The organism is Terrabacter koreensis (assembly GCF_054783315.1).
Genome location: NZ_BAAGQU010000004.1, coordinates 1,648,359 through 1,667,907, shown reverse-complemented (window position 1 = coordinate 1,667,907; position 19,549 = coordinate 1,648,359). Strand labels below are relative to the sequence as shown.

18 protein-coding genes are annotated in these 19,549 nt (G+C 73.1%); 8 read left to right on the top strand and 10 right to left on the bottom strand.

Annotation, left to right across the window (positions count from 1 at the left end):
- Positions 1-96 precede the first annotated feature (96 nt).
- The 4 genes from ACYVNR_RS10500 (at position 97) to ACYVNR_RS10485 (ending at position 3,580) form a co-directional block, all read left to right on the top strand.
- Positions 97-453 (top strand): YciI family protein, encoded by a 357-nt coding sequence (locus tag ACYVNR_RS10500; RefSeq protein ID WP_045192586.1) that lies wholly within the window; start codon positions 97-99, stop codon positions 451-453.
- Between the two features lie 9 nt (positions 454-462).
- The gene (locus tag ACYVNR_RS10495; RefSeq protein WP_461048017.1) at positions 463-1,725 is read left to right on the top strand and encodes an RNA polymerase sigma factor; all 1,263 of its coding nucleotides are present in this window, start codon (positions 463-465) and stop codon (positions 1,723-1,725) included.
- Between the two features lie 89 nt (positions 1,726-1,814).
- The gene (lipA, locus tag ACYVNR_RS10490) at positions 1,815-2,840 is read left to right on the top strand and encodes a lipoyl synthase (protein ID WP_045192588.1); all 1,026 of its coding nucleotides are present in this window, start codon (positions 1,815-1,817) and stop codon (positions 2,838-2,840) included.
- Positions 2,841-2,845: 5 nt separating this feature from the next.
- Complete coding sequence (locus ACYVNR_RS10485; RefSeq protein WP_461048015.1) at positions 2,846-3,580, top strand: DUF4191 domain-containing protein; 735 nt, start codon at positions 2,846-2,848, stop codon at positions 3,578-3,580.
- Between the two features lie 89 nt (positions 3,581-3,669).
- On the opposite strand, the gene ACYVNR_RS10480 is transcribed toward ACYVNR_RS10485, so the two are convergent.
- Positions 3,670-4,152 (bottom strand): RDD family protein, encoded by a 483-nt coding sequence (locus ACYVNR_RS10480; RefSeq protein ID WP_461048014.1) that lies wholly within the window; start codon positions 4,150-4,152, stop codon positions 3,670-3,672.
- 198 nt (positions 4,153-4,350) lie between these two features.
- Here ACYVNR_RS10480 and glnA point away from each other — a divergent pair, with 198 nt between their 5' ends.
- The 4 genes from glnA (at position 4,351) to ACYVNR_RS10460 (ending at position 9,738) form a co-directional block, all read left to right on the top strand.
- Positions 4,351-5,775, top strand: a complete 1,425-nt coding sequence (gene glnA, locus ACYVNR_RS10475; RefSeq protein ID WP_458800316.1) for a type I glutamate--ammonia ligase — start codon at positions 4,351-4,353, stop codon at positions 5,773-5,775.
- Positions 5,776-6,218: 443 nt separating this feature from the next.
- Positions 6,219-6,662 carry a DUF1810 domain-containing protein gene (locus ACYVNR_RS10470; RefSeq protein ID WP_045192593.1) on the top strand — a complete coding sequence of 148 codons (444 nt, stop codon included), beginning with the start codon at positions 6,219-6,221 and terminating at the stop codon, positions 6,660-6,662.
- Positions 6,619-7,965: an MFS transporter gene (locus ACYVNR_RS10465; protein WP_461048012.1), complete on the top strand. Its 1,347-nt coding sequence runs from the start codon at positions 6,619-6,621 to the stop codon at positions 7,963-7,965. Before ACYVNR_RS10470 ends, ACYVNR_RS10465 begins: the two co-directional genes overlap by 44 nt.
- Before the next feature lie 132 nt (positions 7,966-8,097).
- The gene (locus ACYVNR_RS10460; protein WP_461048011.1) at positions 8,098-9,738 is read left to right on the top strand and encodes a Rieske 2Fe-2S domain-containing protein; all 1,641 of its coding nucleotides are present in this window, start codon (positions 8,098-8,100) and stop codon (positions 9,736-9,738) included.
- Here the strand turns inward: ACYVNR_RS10460 and ACYVNR_RS10455 are convergent.
- Genes ACYVNR_RS10455 through ACYVNR_RS10415 form a run of 9 tightly spaced genes read right to left on the bottom strand, consistent with a single transcriptional unit; the run spans position 9,701 to position 19,336 of the window.
- Complete coding sequence (locus tag ACYVNR_RS10455; RefSeq protein WP_461048010.1) at positions 9,701-10,450, bottom strand: sugar transferase; 750 nt, start codon at positions 10,448-10,450, stop codon at positions 9,701-9,703. The genes ACYVNR_RS10460 and ACYVNR_RS10455 overlap by 38 nt on opposite strands.
- Before the next feature lie 4 nt (positions 10,451-10,454).
- Positions 10,455-11,519 carry a hypothetical protein gene (locus tag ACYVNR_RS10450; RefSeq protein WP_461048009.1) on the bottom strand — a complete coding sequence of 355 codons (1,065 nt, stop codon included), beginning with the start codon at positions 11,517-11,519 and terminating at the stop codon, positions 10,455-10,457.
- Entirely contained in the window at positions 11,516-12,799 is a 1,284-nt protein-coding gene (locus ACYVNR_RS10445; RefSeq protein WP_461048007.1) for a lipopolysaccharide biosynthesis protein, read from the bottom strand. Before ACYVNR_RS10445 ends, ACYVNR_RS10450 begins: the two co-directional genes overlap by 4 nt.
- The gene (locus tag ACYVNR_RS10440) at positions 12,796-14,145 is read right to left on the bottom strand and encodes an O-antigen ligase family protein (RefSeq protein ID WP_461048006.1); all 1,350 of its coding nucleotides are present in this window, start codon (positions 14,143-14,145) and stop codon (positions 12,796-12,798) included. The genes ACYVNR_RS10445 and ACYVNR_RS10440 overlap by 4 nt, the downstream gene beginning before the upstream one ends.
- Positions 14,136-15,218: a phosphotransferase family protein gene (locus ACYVNR_RS10435; protein WP_461048004.1), complete on the bottom strand. Its 1,083-nt coding sequence runs from the start codon at positions 15,216-15,218 to the stop codon at positions 14,136-14,138. The genes ACYVNR_RS10440 and ACYVNR_RS10435 overlap by 10 nt, the downstream gene beginning before the upstream one ends.
- A complete protein-coding gene (locus ACYVNR_RS10430; protein ID WP_461048003.1) occupies positions 15,215-15,652 on the bottom strand; it encodes a hypothetical protein in 438 nt (145 codons plus the stop codon). Before ACYVNR_RS10430 ends, ACYVNR_RS10435 begins: the two co-directional genes overlap by 4 nt.
- Positions 15,649-16,824, bottom strand: a complete 1,176-nt coding sequence (locus ACYVNR_RS10425; RefSeq protein WP_461048002.1) for a glycosyltransferase — start codon at positions 16,822-16,824, stop codon at positions 15,649-15,651. Before ACYVNR_RS10425 ends, ACYVNR_RS10430 begins: the two co-directional genes overlap by 4 nt.
- Entirely contained in the window at positions 16,821-17,864 is a 1,044-nt protein-coding gene (locus tag ACYVNR_RS10420) for a hypothetical protein (protein WP_461048001.1), read from the bottom strand. Before ACYVNR_RS10420 ends, ACYVNR_RS10425 begins: the two co-directional genes overlap by 4 nt.
- Positions 17,861-19,336 carry a YveK family protein gene (locus tag ACYVNR_RS10415; RefSeq protein WP_461047999.1) on the bottom strand — a complete coding sequence of 492 codons (1,476 nt, stop codon included), beginning with the start codon at positions 19,334-19,336 and terminating at the stop codon, positions 17,861-17,863. Before ACYVNR_RS10415 ends, ACYVNR_RS10420 begins: the two co-directional genes overlap by 4 nt.
- Positions 19,337-19,549: the final 213 nt, after the last annotated feature.

Below are 19,549 nucleotides of genomic sequence, written 5' to 3'. Positions count from 1 at the left end.
CGGTGATCCGGACCTGACCTGTCGATCCGGCGCGAAGCCGTTCGTCGTACGGGTAGCCGGACACACCGGCGGACACCGAAGCAAGGAGACACCGACATGGCCAAGTACCTGGTCCTCATCTACGGCAGCGAGCAGGAGTGGGACGCCCAGACGCCCGAGGAGCTCGAGGCCAAGGAGGCGGGCCACATCGCCTTCTCGCGGGCCGCCGGCGCCGGTCGCCTCAGTGGTGAGGAGCTCGAGGCGGCGACGACGGCGACCACCCTGCGCGCCTCGGGCAACGGCACTCCGCTCGTCACCGACGGACCGTTCATGGAGACGAAGGAGGCGCTCGGCGGCTTCTACATCGTCGACGTGCCGGACCTCGACGCCGCCGTCGGGTTGGCCAGGATGCTGCCGGAGCTGCGCGAGCGGCACGGGGCCGTCGAGGTGCGCCCGATCGTCGACCACGGCTGAGCCGACACCGTGACGTCCGCGCCACCGCCCGAGGTCGCCGCCGCCGTGGCACGCGCGCACCGCGACGAGTGGGTGCGCGTGCTCGCCTCGACAGCCCGGGTCACGCGCGACCTCGACCTCGCCGAGGAGTGCACGCAGGACGCGTTCGAGCGAGCCCTCGAGCGGTGGCCGGCGGACGGCATACCCCGGCGGCCGGGCGGCTGGCTCACCACGGTCGCGGGCAACCGCGCCCGCGACGTCGTGCGTCGGGAGGCGCACGGTCGGCGCCTGCTCCCGATGCTCGTCGTCGACGAGAGCGACCCCGAGCCGTATGCCGTGGACGAGCGGGCCGTGCCCGACGACCGTCTGCGCCTCGTCTTCACCTGCTGCCACCCGGCGCTCGCGCCGGAGGCACAGGTCGCCCTCACCCTGCGGCTGGTCTGCGGCCTGTCGACCGCGGAGGTCGCACGCGCGTTCCTCGTGCAGGAGTCGACGATGGCCGCGCGGATCACCCGGGCGAAGAGGAAGATAGCGACGGCGCGCATCCCCTACCGCGTGCCGTCGCGCGACGAGCTGCCCCAGCGCCTCGGCGCGGTCACCGACGTGCTGCACCTCGTCTTCACGGCCGGGCACACGGCGCCGAGCGGGAGCGGGCTCGTGCGGCAGGACCTCGTCGACGTCGCCATCCGGATGGGCCGCATGCTGCACCGGCTGCTGCCGGATGCCAGCGGTGTCACCGGCCTGCTGGCCCTGATGCTGCTCGCCCACGCACGACGTGACACGCGGGTGGGCGAGGACGGGACACTGGTCCTGCTCGCCGACCAGGACCGCTCGCGCTGGGACCACCGGCTCATCGCCGAGGGGGCGGCGCTCGTGGGAGAGGCTCTGGGGCAGGGACCTCCTGGGCGGCACACCGTCGAGGCGGCCATCGCGGCCGTGCACGCCGAGGCGCCGAGCTGGGAGGCGGCCGACTGGGCCGAGGTCGTCGGGCTCTACGACGTGCTCCTCGACCTGTGGCCGTCGCCGGTCGTCGCCCTCGCTCGCGCGGCAGCGCTGGGCTTCCGCGACGGGCCGCGGGCGGGCCTCGCCGCGCTGGAGCCACTCCTCGCGGACCCATCCGTCGCGACGTATCCCTACGTGAGCGCCACCCGGGCCGACCTGCTGCGTCGCCTGGGCGCCTGGCCCGAGGCGGCGACCGCGTACGAGGAGGCGCTCACGCTCACCGGGAACGACGTCGAGCGGGCCTTTCTCGTGTCACGGCTCGCCGAGGCGCGAGCCAACGAGGACGCCTGAGCCCGCCCCACGGCATACGGCCGTGGTCGGGAGCGTTGTCGATGAGGCGTAACCTGTCCGGAGCAGGAAGTCCCGACCAAGGAGCCCGTGTGTCTGTCGTTCCCGACGGCCGTCGTCTGCTGCGCGTCGAGGCGCGCAACGCCGAGACCCCCATCGAGCGCAAGCCGTCCTGGATCCGGACGACCGCGAAGATGGGCCCCGAGTACACCGCGCTGCACTCGATGGTGAAGTCCGAGGGCCTGCACACGGTGTGCCAGGAGGCCGGCTGCCCCAACATCTTCGAGTGCTGGGAGGACAAGGAGGCCACCTTCCTCATCGGCGGTGACGTCTGCACCCGGCGCTGCGACTTCTGCGACATCGCGACGGGCCGACCGACCTCGCTCGACCTCGACGAGCCGCGCCGCGTCGCCGAGTCCGTGGCCCAGATGGGGCTGCGCTACTCGACCGTCACCGGCGTCGCCCGCGACGACCAGCCCGACGGCGCCGCCGGGCTCTACGCCGAGACGATCCGCCAGATCCATCTGCTCAACCCGAACACCGGCGTCGAGATCCTCCCTCCCGACTTCGGCGCCAGGCCCGAGCTCGTCGGCCAGGTCTTCGACGCCCGCCCCGAGGTGTTCGCGCACAACCTCGAGACCGTGCCGCGCATCTTCAAGCGCATCCGGCCTGCCTTCACCTACGAGAAGTCGCTCAAGGTGCTGACGATGGCCCGCGAGGCGCAGCTCGTCACGAAGTCCAACCTCATCCTCGGCATGGGCGAGACCGACACCGAGATCGAGGAGGCCATCCGCGACCTCCACGACGCCGGCTGCGACATCCTCACGATCACCCAGTACCTCCGCCCCTCGAAGCTGCACCACCCCATCGACCGGTGGGTCAAGCCGGAGGAGTTCGTGCACTGGTCCGAGGTCGCCGAGGAGATGGGCTTCAAGGGCGTCATGGCCGGCCCGCTCGTGCGCTCGTCCTACCGCGCAGGCCGCCTCTGGGCCACCGCGATGCGCAAGTGGGGTCGCGAGATCCCGGCCCACCTCGCGCACCTCGCCGAGGCCGCCGAGTCCCCCGCCCGCCAGGAGGCGGCGTCGTTGGTGGCCCGCGCACAGAGCGCCGTATCCTGAGCACCATGGCACGCAACAAGGACGGGGACGCATCGACCGGGCCCCAGGAGAAGAAGCAGGGACGGCTGTCCCAGATCCGCGACGTCTACCGGATCTCGAGGCAGGCTGACCCGCTCATCGGCTGGTACATGCTCCTGGCGTTCCTCGTGACGTTCGGCGTCCTGCTCGTCGTCGGCTTCATCGTCAAGCTGCCGTGGATCTTCGGTGCGTTCGGCGTGCTGTTCGGCATCCTCGCCGCGACGATCGTCATGAGCCGGCGCGCCGAGCGCGCCGCCTACGGCCAGATCGAGGGTCAGGCCGGTGCCGCCGGCGCTGCGCTCACCTCGATCCGCCGCGGCTGGTACACCGACCGCGAGCCGGTCGCCGCCGACGTGGCCCGTGCCGGTGACATCAGCTCGGCCGCGATGGTCTACCGCGCCCTCGGCCGCCCGGGCGTCGTGCTCGTCGGCGAGGGCCCCACGTCGCGCGTGCAGAAGCTGCTCGCCGCGGAGAAGAAGCGCGTCGAGCGCGTGGCCCCCGGCGTGCCGGTCACGACGCTCCGGGTCGGCAACGGCGAGAACGAGATCCCCCTGCCCAAGCTCGCGAGCAAGGTCCAGCGCCTCAAGCCGCAGATCACCAAGGACGAGATGGCCATGGTCAACAAGCGTCTCAAGGCGCTCGGCGGCCTGCGCGCTCCCCTGCCGCCCGGCGTCGACCCGACGCGCGCCCGCATGGACCGCAAGGCCCTGCGCGGCAAGTGACCCCCGATCGAAAGAGCAGTTCGTCCCTCGCGGACGGACTGCTCTTTCGCTGTGAGGAGGACGAACTGCTCTTTCGATCGCTGGGCGGGTCAGCGGGTGCGGACCAGGACGGTGCCCGGGACCTTGTCGTGCAGGCCCCGCCCGTCGCGGTCCCAGACGACCGCCGGGATGAAGATCGCCAGCAGGATCGTGCGCACGACCGCCTGGACCGGCATCACCCGGCCCGTGGACAGCGACCGCACCTGCAGCCCCATGATGCGGTGGCCGATGGTGTAGCCGAGCGTGCCGACGAGCAGCAGGTGCATGACGGCGAACACGCCGAGCACCACGAAGTTCTGGGCCCCGGTCGCCGGCGGCTGCGAGAACGGCAGCGGCACCGAGAAGAGACCCCTTGCGATGAGCGAGGCGATGCCCCAGTCGATGAGGACGCCGACGAGCCGGATGCCGAAGCCGCCGATCGAGCCGGGCCCCTTGTCGGGCAGGCCCAGGTCGCGTCCCCGGTACTGTCCGTCCGCGCTCGTGCGCGCTCTCGGGCCCTCGAGCCACGAGCCGAAATCCTTGCGGTCCACCACGGTGCAAGCGTAACGAGACACGGGCTGTGTGCTTTGCCCGGGCCTGTGCATCCGTAACACCCGCGAAACATCCGGGTCATGGCCGAGAAATCGCCGGTCGGTAGTGTCGTCGACGACAGCACGGGGCCGTCACTCGATCCCGGCCGCTCGACAGAGCGCCGCGACAGAGGGGCGACCTCGCCCCACATAGGAGGTTGGATGTTCAGCTCAGCTGACGAGGTCCTCACGTTCATCAAGGACGAGGACGTCAAGTTCGTCGACATTCGGTTCTGCGATCTGCCCGGTGTCATGCAGCACTTCAACGTGCCGGCTGAGTCGGTCGACGAGGACTTCTTCACCGTTGGTCAGATGTTCGACGGGTCCTCGATCCGCGGCTTCCAGGCGATCCACGAGTCCGACATGAAGCTGGTCCCGGACCCCGCCACCGCGTTCATCGACCCGTACCGCGCCGAGAAGACGCTGGTCATGAACTTCTCGATCCTCGACCCGTTCACCGACGAGCGCTACAGCCGCGACCCGCGCAACATCGCGAGCAAGGCCGAGGAGTACCTCAAGTCGACCGGCATCGCCGACACCGCCTACTTCGGCGCCGAGGCCGAGTTCTACGTCTTCGACGACGTGCGCTTCGAGACGAAGCAGAACGCCGGCTACTACTTCATCGACTCCGTCGAGGCCGCGTGGAACACCGGCCGCGAGGAGGAGGGCGGCAACAAGGGCTACAAGACCCGCTACAAGGGCGGCTACTTCCCCGTCTCGCCGGTCGACCACTTCGCCGACTTCCGCGACAAGATCTGCCTCGAGCTCAAGGAGGTCGGTCTCAACGTCGAGCGCAGCCACCACGAGGTCGGCACCGCGGGCCAGATGGAGATCAACTACCGCTTCAACACGCTGCTCCACTCGGGCGACGACCTCATGAAGTTCAAGTACGTCGTCAAGAACTCCGCGTGGGCGCAGGGCCACACCGCCACCTTCATGCCGAAGCCGCTCTTCGGCGACAACGGTTCGGGCATGCACACGCACCAGTCCCTCTGGAAGGACGGCGAGCCGCTCTTCTACGACGAGCGCGGCTACGGCGGCCTGTCGGACATCGCGCGCTGGTACATCGGCGGCCTGCTCAAGCACGCCCCCTCGCTGCTGGCGTTCACCAACCCGACGATCAACAGCTACCACCGCCTGGTCCCGGGCTACGAGGCCCCGGTCAACCTGGTCTACTCGGCCCGCAACCGCTCGGCGTGCGTGCGCATCCCGATCACGGGCACCTCGCCCAAGGCCAAGCGCATCGAGTTCCGCGTTCCCGACCCGTCGGCGAACCCGTACCTCTGCTTCGCCGCCCAGCTGATGGCCGGCCTCGACGGCATCAAGAACCGCATCGAGCCGCCGGAGCCCGTGGACAAGGACCTCTACGAGCTGCCGCCCGAGGAGCACGCGGCGATCGAGCAGGTCCCGGGCTCGCTGCCCGAGGTGCTCGCGGCGCTCGAGGCCGACCACGACTACCTCCTCGAGGGCGACGTCTTCACGGCCGACCTCATCGAGGCGTGGATCGAGTACAAGCGCAAGAACGAGGTGGACCCGATCCGCTTCCGCCCGCACCCCCACGAGTTCGAGATGTACTTCGACCTCTGAGCGGAGCGAAGCGGAGCCAGAGGTCGAACGACGGCTCAGCGACCTCTGAGCGGAGCGAAGCGGAGCCAGAGGTCGAACGACGGCTCAGCGACCTCTGAGCGGAGCGAAGCCACAGCGAGTCCGCTCGTGCTGCCAGCACCACCGCAACGGCAGCGCGGGCGGACTCGTCCGCGTTTCGAAGATCTTCGCAAAAACCGCGTCATGAACTGGGCCGTCGATCGTCTACCTGATGACGACGGACTGACAAGGCTGTCGCCACACGGAGGTTGGCTGGTTCGTGGAGGGACTGCCGCATCCGTGCCCACTCTCGAGTGGGCAGACGAACAGCCCCGCTCACCCGACGGCGAGCGGGGCTGTTTGCTGCCTGGCTCCCCTCCCACCCCGCCTACCCCGGTCGGGCCACGATGGTTCCCGCGTGCACGGAGGCCGGGTACGACGGGGGTATGAGTGACGACCCCTTCGACCTTCAGCGGTTCGTGGACGCGCAGGACCGTGGCGGTGCGTACGTCGCTGCGCTCGCCGAGCTGCGTGCGGGCCGCAAGCGCGGCCACTGGATGTGGTTCGTGCTGCCCCAGGTCGCCGGGCTCGGTCGCAGCGACATGGCGAGGGCGTATGCCGTGTCGGGCCTTCCCGAGGCACGTGCCTACCTGCACCACCCCGTCCTCGGACCCCGTCTGCGCGAGTGCGCCGGGGCCTTGGACGCGTTGAGCGAGCGTGACCCGGTCGCCGTGCTGGGAGGCATCGACGCCACGAAGCTGCGGTCGTCGATGACGCTGTTCGAGCGGGCCGCCACCGACCCGTCGGACGAGGAGCTGTTCGGCCGGGTGCTCGACCACTTCTTCGGTGGGCGCAGGGACGACGCGACGACCGGGATCCTGGGTTCGTGACGGGCGGGCCGGCGGGGTCGACGCCACGCCGAGCGACCTCCAGTGGGTGGTGTCGGGCTACGCGCTGGCCTTCGGCCTGACTCTCGTGCCGTCGGGGCGCATCGGCGACGCGCTCGGCCGGCGCACGGTCTTCGTCGTGGGCGTGGTGCTGTTCGGCCTGTCGAGCCTCGCCTGCGGGTTGGCGCCCAGTGCGGGTCTGCTCGTCGTGGCGCGGCTGGTGCAGGGCGCCGCGGGGGGCATCCTCAACCCCCAGGTCTCGGGTCTCATCCAGCAGCTGTTCCGAGGGGCCGAGCGCGGGCGTGCCTTCGGCCTGCTCGGTGCGACGATCGGGATCTCGACGGCGGTCGGTCCTGTCGTGGGTGGCGTGCTGCTCGACGCCCTCGGCGCCGACGCCGGCTGGCGGTGGATCTTCTTCGTCAACCTGCCCGTCGCGGCCGCCGCCGTCGTCCTCGCGATGCGCTGGCTCCCGGCCCCTCCGCAGCGGGCTCGCGGGCGCGGCATCGACGTCGACCCGATCGGGGTGCTGCTGCTGGGGGCGGGCGTGCTCGGCATCCTGCTGCCCGTGGTGGAGTCGGGCCGTGGCGGCTCGACCGTGCCGTGGTGGGTCGGCCTCGTGGGCCTGGCCTTCGTGGGGGCGTTCCTGGCGTGGGAACGTCGCTACACCGGCCTCGGACGAGAGCCTCTCGTCGACCTCTCGCTCTTCGGCGTGAGGGGCTACCCGTCGGGCGCGACCGTCGGCACCATCTACTTCGGCGGGTTCACCGGGATCTTCTTCGTGCTGACCATCCACGTTCAGCAGCAGCTGCACTACTCGCCGCTGCTGGCCGGTCTCACCGTCACCCCGTTCGCGCTCGGCTCCGCCGTCACGTCCGCCCTCGGCGGGCGGCTCGTGAGCCGGTACGGCCGCCTGCTCGTGACCACCGGTCTCGTCGTCGTGCTCGTCGGCGTCGTCGGCGTCGACATCACGGTCGCGGCCGCCGACGGTCCCGGCCTCGGCTGGTGGCTCGTGGCGCCGCTGCTCGTGGCCGGCATCGGCAGCGGCCTCGTCATCTCCCCCAACATCACCCTCGCGGTCGACGGCGTGCCCGTCGACCGGGCCGGCACGGCCGGCGGTCTGCTGCAGACCGGCCAGCGCATCGGGACGGCGATGGGCATCGCGCTGGTGGGCGCCGTCTTCTACGCCGGTGCCGGAGGAGCCGGAGGGCTCGACCCGAGCGGAGCGCTCAAGGTCTGCGCAGTCCTCGTCGCCGTGGCGCTCGCCGCCAGCGCGGTCGACCTGCGCAACCGGCGGCACACGCGGTAGCCGACCGGGCGGCATACGCGAGAAGGGCTGGCGCGGACGCGCGGCGAGGTCCGCGCCCTACGTCGATCGCCGTAGGCCGGGCTCGGCTGCGGACGGGTCGTCACGGTCTGCCTCGGACCGCACGATGGCGGCATGGTCGCACCTGTGGTCACCTCGCTCGGACACGCGGGCCTGCGGGTCGACGCCGCCCACGTCAGCCTCCTCTGCGACCCGTGGATGTCTCCCCAGGGCGCCTTCCTCGGCTCGTGGTTCCCCTTCCCCGACAACTCGCACCTGCTGCGGCCCGACGTGCTCGACGCCGACTGGGTGTCGATCTCGCACGAGCACCTGGACCACCTGGACCTCGACCTGCTGCGCCTGCTGCCCGAGCACGTGCGCATCGTCATCCCGCACTACCCGGCCCCCGAGATGCTCTCGCGCCTCAGGGGCGCCGGCATCCGCAACGTCGTCGTCGAGCTCGACCGGTGGGAGCGGCTCGCCCTCGACCGGCACGGCGACTGGATGACGGTGATCCAGGAGCAGTCACCGATGTGCCACGACGCGGCGGTGCTGCTGTTCGTCTCCGGTCACGCGATCCTGCACACGAACGACGCCCGGCTGACCACGGCCCAGCTGCGCCGGGCGGTCGAGGAGGTCGGTCGCCCGATCGACCTCATGGGTGTGCAGATGTCCGGGGCGTCGTGGCACCCGATCTGCTACGAGTACCCGCCCGAGGTGGTCGCCTCGATGAGCGCCGACAAGCGCCTCGGCAAGTTCAAGGCGGTCAGCCGACTGGTGCGGGCGGCGCCCCCGAAGGTCGTGCTGCCGTATGCCGGCCCGCCCTGCTTCCTGGACCCGGCCCTCGCGCACCACAACGACCGCATCGCACCGCCCGGCATCTTCCCCGACACGGCGCAGGCGGCCGCGTACCTGCGCTCACGGCTGCGCGACCAGAGGGTCGAGCGGCTGCTCCCCGGTGACCGCGTCGACGTCGGCACGGGCGTCGTCGAGCGGGACCCGCACTGGGACGGCTTCCGGCTGGCCGGCGACCGCGACACGTCCTGTCTGGCAGGGCGCCTGCCCGACGACCTCCACGACTACCTCTCCGACTACGCCGCCCGACGCACGGACGACCTCGCCGCCGTCTACGCCGCGTTCCCGGACCCGCCCCGCGGGAGCGGCCTGGACCAGCGCTTTACCCGCCACTTCGAGCAGCTCGGCGCCCTGTCCGACTACTTCCTGCACCGCATCGCGATGACGGTGCGCTTCGTCGTCGGCGGGGCCGACGGCGGCACGTGGGACGTCGAGCTCGGACCCACACGCTGCCGCGTCGACCTGACCGGCAGCACTCCGGCACCCGCCTACCGCATCACCGTCGAGGCCCGCTGGCTCGACGCGGTGCTGACCGGCCGGGTGCGCTGGGAGGACCTCTTCCTGTCGTTGCGAATCTCGTGCTGGCGCGACCCCGACCGCTACAACGACTACCTCGTCGGGCTGCTCAAGCACGCCGACGCAGCCGCCCTCGACGAGGTGGAGCGCTACGAGACCGAACGCGACCCCGAGGACACGGTGACGCTCCCCGAGCGGTGGGCGGACGGCATACGCGAGTGGGAGGTCAGCCGCTACTGCCCACACGCCGGGGAGGACCTGGCACACGGCGCGGTGCTGCGCGACGGCGTGCTGCGCTGCCTCGCGCACAACTTCGAGTTCGACCTCGGGACCGGCGAGTGCCTCAACGCCCGCTGCGACCCGCTCGTCAGCCGTCGAGCCGTGTCTCCGGCGGTCGCCCCGTGACGAGGTAGCGGGCCGTCCACCAGATGACGCGCAGCGTCGCGCCGAGCGTCGGATGACGCAGGAACGTCAGGTCGGCGGCCACCCGACGGGGCACGAGCTGCTCGGCGTACCACTGCTCCAGCACCTCGGGGTCGACCGCCGAAACGCTCGGACCGCCGGTCCCGTCGACAAAGCTGACCTCGTCACGCAGCGTGATCTGGGCCGGGCCGGTGAGCCCGGGCGTCTCGTCGAGCACCCACGCGACGTTGTCCGGATAGAGGCTCGCCAGAGCCGGTGTCTCGGGTCGCGGGCCCACCAGGGTCATCTGGCCGAGGAGGACGTTGACCAGCTGCGGCAGCTCGTCGAGGCTCGTCCTGCGCAGCAGGCGACCCGGGGCGGTGACGCGAGGGTCTCCCTTCCGGGTCACCTCAGGACCGTGCGTCCCGACGCGCATGGTGCGGAACTTGTACAAGGTGAAGGGTGCCCGGCCACGAGTGAGCCGCACCTGCCGGAAGATCACCGGTCCCGGGCTGGAGAGCCGCACCGCGACGGCAACGGCGACGAGAACGGGCGCGAGCACCAGCAGACCGGTGACGGCCACGACCAGATCGAGCGCCCTTCGCCGCACGGAGATGCGCCCCACACGCGAGTCGCCCTGTGCTGCAGTAGATCTCACGTCGTGCTGGAACCGTCCCCTGGCGGTCGGCTCAGGCACCGCCTGGCTGGTCGTCATGTCCTCACCCCGTTCCGGATGCGACGAGGACGCCGCTGAAGATCGTCACTGCAGCCGCGAGGTCCTGGTCGAGACCGACCTGCAACGACGACGGCGTCATGTGGGTCCAGAGCTCGACGCCGCGCCGGCGCCGGTCGAGCAGGGCACCGGTGAGGGCGTTCGGCGCCAGCTTCGGGTCGGTCAGCGTGAACGTGCCGCCCTTGTAGGGCTGGCTCCACGTCCAGATGTCGACCGCCTGCGCGCCGTGCGCGAGGGGCACGTCGACGTAGGTGTGCACGTCCGCTTCGGCCGACTCACGCGTGCCCCGGTAGGCGCCGTCGTGCGCGAGGGCCTTGCGCGCCTGGAGTCGCACCGTCGCGCCCCAGCGTCGGGACGCCTCGTCCCACGCGGCCGCCATCGCGGCGTCGCGCGTCGTGCCCCACGCCGCGTACTCGCTGTCCGAGCGAAGGCCGACGCTGAGGTTCACCACGTCGAGACCACCCTTCGCGACGTAGCGGTCGACGACGGAGAGCGCGACCGCCGGGTTGCGCGCTGTCTCCCCCGAGCCGCACCCGTGCCGGCTGGTCAGCGAGTCGGCCCCCACGACCGAGGCGGGCACGCCGTCCCAGCTGAGACAGCCGAGCTCGGGCACGATGAGGTCGACGACGACCTTGCGGCCGGGCAGCCGCGCGTGGAGCGAGCGCGTCGTCGCGGTGAGGAAGGCGAGGTCGTCGGCGGCGTCGGTGCCGTCCTCGTAGCCGAGCTCGTCGGCGATCTTGACGCCGGCCACGCCGGGCCGGGCGGCGAGGGCCACGACCGAGTCGAGCACCGCCGCGTAGCGCTCCGGTCCGGTGGCCCAGGCCTTGACGAGGTCGGCCTCGACCCAGGGTCGCGCGCCGTGCGCCGCGACGGCATCGGCGAGCGCGACGTACTGCGGCCGCACCAGCGCCGTCGACGCCTGCGGTCGGCTGCCCGTGGGGACCGCCGCCGACCCCGACGTGCAGGCAGCCGTGCCGAGCACCACGAGGACGACCCAGAGGCCGAGCGCTGCCGCGGACAGGCTCGTCGGTCGTGCGGGCGGCCTCGTCATGCCTGCCTCCCGGAGAGGCGGCGCCACGCAGCCACGAGGAGGACGTCGGTGACGAGGTAGGCCACCGCGCTGGCCCAGGCCGCGCCGAGGGACCCGTGGCGTGGGATGAGGACGAGGTCGAGCACGAGCGTGACCACGAAGCCTCCGCCGAGCACCAGCGAGCTGAGCCCCGGCCGTCCCGCCCCGAGGAGGTAGCCGGAGCCGACCCCGGCCGCGGGCTCGAGGACGAGGCCGAGCGAGATCCACACGGCGGGCCACACGGCGTCACGGAACAGCTCCCCGTAAGCCAGTGGCAGCAGGACGGCGGCGCTGGCCGCGACGAGGGCCGCGGACGTGACCCCGAGAGCCAGCAGCCGCCCCACGCGCAGCCACGGGTGCTCCCAGGCGGCGCCCCGCCGGGAGGCGAACCTCGGGTAGGTGACCCACGTGAGCGCCAGGCCCGGCAGGCGGAGCAGCTCGGCGTACTTCGACGCCACGACGTAGACGCCGACCTGGGCCGGGCCGGTGAGGGCGCCGAGCACGACGACGTCGAGACGCAGGTTGAGCAGGTTGAGGATGCCCCCGACCTGGCTGCGCGCCCCGAAGGCCGCCATCCGCCGGGCGAACCGGAGGTCGGGCCGCCCCGCGAGGCGACCGCCGCGCTCGCGGACGCGACGCGCGACCCGCGCCCACGCGTACGCCGCGACGACGAGGTCGGCGAGGAGCAGCGCGGCCACGAGGAGGGGGCCGCCACTCATCCCGAGGCCCCACAGCCCCAGGAACGCCGGCACGAAGACGGCCTCCTCGGCCGCTGTCACGACGTTCGACCCCCGGGAGTCGCCGAGCGCCTGGAGGCACGACTTGCCGACCGACACCGGCAGCTGGGTCGCGACGGTCGCGCCGGTCGCGATGACGACGAAGCTCGTCGTGGTGGCCATGAGGCGGTCGTGCACGAGCGGAGCCAGCAGGAGCCACCCGCCGGTGCCGAGGGCTCCCCCGACGAGCATGAGCGCGGTGGTCGTGGGCCACAGGCCGGGGTGGTCCGAGTCGGCGCCGGCGACGAAGAAGCCCATGGCGCCGGGGAGCCCGCAGGTGGCGACGACGCCCACGAGACCCGGGAGCACCCTCATGAGAGCCAGCAGGCCGACGTCGCCGGCGCCGCCGACGCGGGCCACGAGCACCGTGACGACGGCGACCGACAGCAGCGCAACCACCCGGGCGCCGACGTTGCCCAGCACCGAACGGGCGGTCTCGCCCCGGAGGACGCCGGGACGCACATCGAGGGTGCGGGCGCGGCTCATCGTCCCCACCACGTCCGCGGGGCACGCAGCAGCCGGTCCCTCGTCGCGCCTGGGTCGATGCCGGCGACGAGCCCGAGGAAGGCCCAGACGTGACGGAAGTGCAGCACCTCGTAGAACAGGGAGCCGACGGCGAGCGCGCAGCCGACACCGAGGAGCACCTCCGGTCGTGGCACGAGGTCGCGGACCCAGGCGGACTGCCGTCCGGTGACGCAGCGCCCGAGTCGCGCGGCCACGGCGAGCAGGAGCACGACGAGACCGGCCCCGCCCAGTGCGCCACGCTCGACGATCGTCGCGAGGTAGTCGTTGTGCGCCTCCTTGACGTAGGCCGCACCAGCGCCCTTGAGGGCGGCCTTCGTCTGGCCGGGTCCCACCCCGACGAGGTCTCCCCCGAGGTAGAGACCGATGGTCTCGCCCGCCAGCTCCTGCCGCGACCCGCTGGACTCCCCCGTTCGGCCCAGCGAGTCGCGGAGCACCTGGACGCTGTCGGAAGCCGTGGCCCCGACGCGGTTGAGGTCGACGTGCGGGACCACGAGCGCCACGGCGGCCGCGAGCAGCAGCGACGTCGAGACGGCGGCGAGGCCGCCGCGGCGGCGCCCCAGCCCGACGACGAGGACGACGCCCGTCATCGCCGCCAGGCCGACGGCCGCACCGTTCGAGCCCGTGAAGACCAGGGCGAGGAGGATGACGGCCGCCGCGAGCACGCGGACGCCTGCCCGGCGCACCACGGACGTGGCGAACAGCAGGCCGAGTCCGACGAGGAAGTAGTTGGCCGCGAGGTTCGGGTCGTCGAAGGTGAGGGAGGCTCGCCCCCCGTCGCGGGCCGACGTGCCCGCCATCCAGCTGATGCCGGCGATCCGTCCCGTGCTGAGCACGGCCGCCCACGCCACCGTCGACCACACCCACACGCGCAGGACGACCTCGAGCAGCCGACGGCGGCGCCGGACGGCGTTGGCCACCGCGGCGCCCCACGCGAGCAGGAACAGGTCCTGCAGGAGCGGCAGGAGCGCCGAGCCGACCCGCACGTGGTAGGCCGCGAACGCGCCGGCGACGACGAGCACGGCCATGGGGATCAGGTAGGGCACGACCACTGACGCGTGCTCCCGCTTCAGCCAGACGACGACCGCGACCACCACGACGAGGATCCCGACGTCGGCGGCGGCCGTGTTGGCCGGCCCGCTCGGCACGAGCAGCGGGAGCCCGACGACGGCGAACCCGAGCAGGTATGCCAGGTGGCGGGGCGACGCGGAGAAGTACGGGTCGTCGAGGGGGTGGCGGTCGGCCGGATGCGCCCCCCGCGCCGTGGGGTTCCTCGCGGTGACGGCCCGTGGCCCTCGGGTCAGCAGCACCGGAACAGCTCCGCCGCGAGCCGGAGGTGACGCCGGGCGAAGGCCGTTTCGTCGGCGGTGGCGGCGACCTCGACGGTGGCGAGCGCGAGCGCGTTCCGCCAGTGCCGGGGGTCCCGGCCGGTCCGGCGCAGCTCTGCGCCGACGACGGCCTCCACGGCCCGGCCCAGCCACCCGGCGCCGGAGACGGCGTAGCGGACCGGCTCCCCCCAGGAGCCGGCCACGAGGCCCGGGTGACCGCTGACCTGCCGTCCCGCCGGCGTGTGCCGGTCGAGGTAGAGCAGGTAGGCGAGCACGAAGCGGGTCACGTCGCGCAGCCCGTCCCCACCGATCTCGGCGTGCTCCCAGTCGACGACCCCGCTCACCCTGCCCGCGCTGCGCAGCACGTTCCCGCACCAGAAGTCGCCGTGCACGATCGACAGGGGCGCGCTGGGCGGCAGCGCGAGCTCGGCCGCGAGGTGCCGGGTGGCGTCACCCACGGCGTCGGCCACGGCGTCGCCGGGCCACCGTGCGCCCACCCTGGTGGCGATGTCGGTGGCGAGGCCGGCGGCGCCGGTGGGGAGGCCGGGCAGGTTCGACGGCCCACCAGGACACGCGGGCCCACGGCGCGCCACGTCGGGCACCGGAACCCGCCCGAGCTGCTGCAGCCAGGAGACCGCTGCGGCGAGGTCGTCACGAACCGCGCCGGGCCGGGCCGTGTGCCGCCAGCGGTGGTAGTCCACCGACATCGGCATCCCCGGGACGACGCTCGTCACCAGCACGCTGCTGCCGCCGTCGTGGCGACAGTCGAGGACGCGGGGCACCGTGCCGCCGACCCGGTCGGGCGCGAGCCGTGCGACGGCGGCCAGTGCCGCGGCCTCCGCCAGCACCGCCGGGACCGCCCCCGGCACCATCGCCACCTTCAGGACGAGGCGAGGTGCCGGCCCGGCCGGGCCGAAGCCGAGGACGGTCGCCTTGGGGTGCTCGTCCCTGGACAGCCCGACGACGACGAGGCGTCGCGGGCCCGGACCCAGGTGGTCACACAGCACCTCCGCCAGCAGGTCGGCCGCCCGCCCCTCGACGACCGCGGTCGTCATCTGCGCGTTCCCAGGACGACGCGGCCGGGCACGAGCGACGCCACGAGGAACCGCAGCGCGGCGGCACCGGGGCGGCTGCCGGCCGCACGCCGGGCCACGCTCGTGACGCCGTGCACGATGCGGGTGCCGCGAACGACGCCCGGCGGCGTGGTGAGGAAGCTGTCGAGCAGCCAGGAGAGCGTGCCGGCATCGTCGGTCGTGACGAACGTCGCCTGTCGCCAGCTGGGCAGGAGCACGTACTCGGCGTCGACGCGCACCCCGAGCCTGGCCGCCGCGCGACGGAGGCGCCTGCGCCCGCCGCGCCCCCCGTCGGCGAGCGCCACGACCGTCCCGGCAGGAGCGCGCTGCACGCGTACGCCGTCGGCCGGATCGGCCGGCCACGCGAGGACCGCGCCGCTGGGCACGAGGAGGGCGGCAGCCGCGGGCAGGTTCACGACGCCCGACCCAGCTCAGCCCGGACGAAGCGGTGGCTGCGGCGCGTCGGCCCCTGCGAGTAGACGTGGTCGAGCACCTCGCCCGCGGTGTGGGAGTCGTAGCGAGCGCCCAGGTGCTCGCGCGCGTGGGTGGCCCACGCCCGCGCCTCGTCGGGATGCGTCAGGGCGTGGTCGAGCGCGGCCGCGAGCAGGTCCGGTCTCGCCGGTGGCACCAGCAGGCCGGTCTCGCCGGGGACGACGACGTCGGGCACGGCATTGACCGCCGTGGCCACCACCGGGATGCCGCACTGCTGGGCCTCGACGATGACGCAGGGCAGGCCCTCGTAGCGGCTGGCGAGGGCGAAGACGTCGAAGGCCGGCAGCAGCTGCGCGACGTCGTCGCGGTTGCCCAGCAGCAGCACCCGGCCGTCGAGTCCGAGCCGCCGCACGTCCGCGGTGGTCCGTCGCGCCAGCTCGCCGTCACCGACCCACACGAGCATGGCGCGCGTCCGCATGCGGGCCACGGCCGCGAGGAGGTGCTCCGGTGCCTTCTGGTGGTCGAGGCGGCCGACGGTCCCGACGACGTGGGCCGTGGCCGGGAGTCCGAGTGCCGCCCGTGCACGAGCCCGCGTGGCCGGGGTCAGGACGACCGTCGGGTCATCGACGACCGGCCCCACGGTGTGGAGCTGCTCGGGCCGGGCCAACCCGCGCCGCAGCGCCTCGACCGCGACGCCGGTGCCGACGGCGAGGTAGACGTCGGTGATGCGGGAGAGACGGCGCTCGACGGCGACGTAGGCGGCGTGCGGCGCGGGGTTCTGGAACTCGTGGAACGGGAAGCCGTGGAGCGTGTGGACGATGAGGCCGACCCCGGCTCGGTGCGCGGCCAACCGCCCCAGCACGCCGGCCTTGGCCGAGTGGGTGTGGACGACGTGGGGTGCGTACGTGCGCACGAGGCCGAGGAGGCGGCGCAGCGCGGCCGCGTCGTCGGACGGGCTGATCTGCGGCACGAGCTCGGGCACGACCACGACCTCGACCCCGGCAGCGCGCGCCCGGTCGAGCAGCACGCCCTCGCGCGTGCCCGTGACAAGGACGCTCTCGTAGCGGTCGGGGTCCAGCGCGGTGGCGCCGCGCACGACGACGCCGCCCGCGCCCGCGATGCACCGGGTGACCACGTGCATGACCCGTCGTCTCATGGTCGCCACGCCTCCTCACCCGTCAGCACCGGCATCGCCCGCACGCGGTCGAGCAGCTCCTCGAGGGTGGTCCCCGGCCGGTTCGGCAGTCTCACTTCGTATGCCGGCAACCGCGCGGTGAGCAGCTCGGCCACCTCCGCGACCGGCGGGTGGGCCGGGCCTCGGCCGGTGGCGAGCGCCAGCGTCGCGGCGAAGGCCCAGTAGCGGCGCAGCTCGCCCGCCGCATAGGTGCCGCCGACGAGCTCGCGAGCGGCCGTCGCAGCGTCGAGGTGTCGCACGACGACGTCAGGGGTGTCACCCCGACGCAGCACGAGAAGAGTGTCCGGCGCGACGCCGTCGACGTGCCGCAGCCAGGCCGACTCCCGCCGGCCGTGCGGCATCCGTCGCCCGGTGCCGGCATCGGTGCGGGCCGGTTCGAGCAGGCTCTGCAGCCCGTTGCCGTCCGAGGTGCAGAGGTTGTCGCTGACCGGGGCGCCCGTCGCGACGTCCAGCGTGCCGATGAGGGTCGACTTGCCGACGCCGCCCGGCCCGACGAGCACGACACCGTGCCCCGAGACCATGGCGGCCGAGACGTGCAGCGGGGCCCGACCGTGGACTCCCGCCCACCACAGGGCGGGGAACTGCAGCAGGGCTGCCCGGTGCAGCAGGACCCGACGGTCCGGGGCGGCGAGCCCGAGGGCCCGGTGCCGCCAGCCCGGGGCGGGATGGGCGACCACCTGCAGCCGCGCCCCGTGCGCGTGGAGCACGAGGTCCAGCCCGCTCGAGCAGGCGTCCTGCAGGATCACCTCGTGCCCGTCGGTCCACGCCCCGCGGGTCACCAGCCGGTGTCGGGCGGAGGGATCGACCGGTTCGCCGTGCGCGACGGTGACCACGATGTCGGCGGCCCGGGCCAGGGAGGATGGTCCCGGGCCGCCGAGTCCCTGGTCGTCGAGCTCCTGGCCGGCGCAGGCCTCGCGGACGACGCGCGTCCAGCGCGCCGCGGCCGGGCCGACGGCGGACACCTCGACGGTGAGTCCCGCGGTTCGCAGCCGCACGGTCATCGGTGCAGCACCTCCCCCGGGTCCTGCGCAGCCCACGGCTCTGCCTGCTCGACGCCGTTCTGCGCCTTGGCCTGCGGCGCCGCGCCGACGGAGCCGACGGGGGCGACGGAGGCGACGGAGGCGGGGGCGACTGAAACGGCGGAGGCGACGGAAGGGACAGGGACGACGGGATCGGGCAGCCTCTTCTTCCACGGGCGGACGGGAGACGGCAGGCCGGCTGTGCCCGCCTCGTGGCGCGGCGCGGTCGCGGGCTCCGCCGCCGCGCGCCTCGCCGCCCGCCGCTGCCAGAACCACTGGCGCGGGTAGCTGATGAGCCCCACGACCGGCCAGCCCAGCGCGTCGACGAACGACATCGTGTCGACGAGGCTGCGCAGCTTGACGTGGCGTGGCGAGAGCACGACGACGACAGGCGCGTCCCCCGGCTCGGCCCAGCCCCGCCCGACGACCGAGCAGGACACCCGGTGGGGTCCCTTCTCGGGGTCTGGGCCCAGCAGGCGCGCGACGGACCGCGCGGCCGGCTCGTCGCGCGGGTCGACGAGGACGGCCAGGACGTTGCTCGCGTCGTACCGTCGCGCCAGCAGTGCCAGCCGGTCGGCGATCGGGCCGGCGGCACTCGTGGTGCGGCGGCCGACGGTGAGGCGCGGCAGGTGGCCGACGTGGGGCAGCTCCAGGGCGCGCGCGACCGAGCGTCCGGAGCGTAGGCGCGGGCGCAGGGCCTCGAGCCCCGCCGCCAGACCGCCACCGACGAGAGCCCCGATGAGCGCGGCCAGCACGGCGCGCTGCGTGTCCTGTCTCGGCAGGGCCACGCTCGGGACCCGCACCGGGTCGAGCAGCACCGCGTGGGACGGGGAGGGCGCGGCCAGGTTGAGGTCCGACATCTGTCGCTCGAGCTCGGTCTGCGCCGTCGTGAGCGAGGTCAGCTGCGCCTGGATCGCGAGTGCGGCCCCACCCTTGGGGTCGACGTTGTTCAGCTTCGCGGCGAGCCGGCTGCGCTGGCGGGCGAGGGTGTTGAGCTGACGCTGCACCCCCTGGCGTCGCTCGGTGCTGGTGGGCTGGTCACCCACGTTGGAGACCTTGATGACGTCGGCCGTGATGGACCTCGCGATCGTCGCCGCGCGCGCCGGGCTCGTGTCGGTCACCACGATCTCCATGACGGGCGAGACCCCGACGCGTCGGACGTCGATGTAGTGGGCCGCGAAGTCGTTGGCGTCCGCCCGCAACCGCGCCTTGTCGAGCGCGGAGCGCACGACACCGGGACTCGTCGCGATCCCGAGGACCCGCTGGCTCGTCGCGTCGGCCTGGACGTTGGAGGCGGCGAGCTCGGTCCCCATCTGGACCCGCGCCACCGCCTCGTACACGTCCGGCTCGCCGCGGCTCACGTTCGACATCACGACGTACGGAGCCACGATGCACAGGAGGATGACCAGCCAGTGGCCCCGGATGACCCGGCCGAACGCGTCCTCGATCGTCAAAGTCCCCACCTCGTCGTCCCCAGTTGTCGGTCCGCGCCTCGCGTGACTCCGCGGGGAGCCGTGCAGCGCTGCTGTCCTCTCGACGCTAGGAGCCTCCGTGGGGGCGGGCATCGCGTTGCAGGACGACCCCCGCCTACGTCGAACGGATGACCCCCGAGATCGGCCGTCCGAGATCCGTCTGGGATCCGTCCGCGCCGCCCGCGCCGCACTACG

Excerpts from the sequence above, each read along its gene's own strand:
- ACYVNR_RS10450 (WP_461048009.1), bottom strand. The coding sequence starts at position 11,519 with ATGACGAGGCCGCCCGCACGACCGACGAGCCTGTCCGCGGCAGCGCTC.
- ACYVNR_RS10485 (WP_461048015.1), top strand. The coding sequence starts at position 2,846 with ATGGCACGCAACAAGGACGGGGACGCATCGACCGGGCCCCAGGAGAAG.
- ACYVNR_RS10500 (WP_045192586.1), top strand. The coding sequence starts at position 97 with ATGGCCAAGTACCTGGTCCTCATCTACGGCAGCGAGCAGGAGTGGGAC.
- ACYVNR_RS10460 (WP_461048011.1), top strand. The coding sequence starts at position 8,098 with ATGGTCGCACCTGTGGTCACCTCGCTCGGACACGCGGGCCTGCGGGTC.
- ACYVNR_RS10470 (WP_045192593.1), top strand. The coding sequence starts at position 6,219 with ATGAGTGACGACCCCTTCGACCTTCAGCGGTTCGTGGACGCGCAGGAC.
- glnA (WP_458800316.1), top strand. The coding sequence starts at position 4,351 with ATGTTCAGCTCAGCTGACGAGGTCCTCACGTTCATCAAGGACGAGGAC.
- ACYVNR_RS10425 (WP_461048002.1), bottom strand. The coding sequence starts at position 16,824 with ATGAGACGACGGGTCATGCACGTGGTCACCCGGTGCATCGCGGGCGCG.
- ACYVNR_RS10420 (WP_461048001.1), bottom strand. The coding sequence starts at position 17,864 with ATGACCGTGCGGCTGCGAACCGCGGGACTCACCGTCGAGGTGTCCGCC.
- ACYVNR_RS10455 (WP_461048010.1), bottom strand. The coding sequence starts at position 10,450 with ATGACGACCAGCCAGGCGGTGCCTGAGCCGACCGCCAGGGGACGGTTC.
- ACYVNR_RS10435 (WP_461048004.1), bottom strand. The coding sequence starts at position 15,218 with ATGACGACCGCGGTCGTCGAGGGGCGGGCGGCCGACCTGCTGGCGGAG.
- ACYVNR_RS10445 (WP_461048007.1), bottom strand. The coding sequence starts at position 12,799 with ATGAGCCGCGCCCGCACCCTCGATGTGCGTCCCGGCGTCCTCCGGGGC.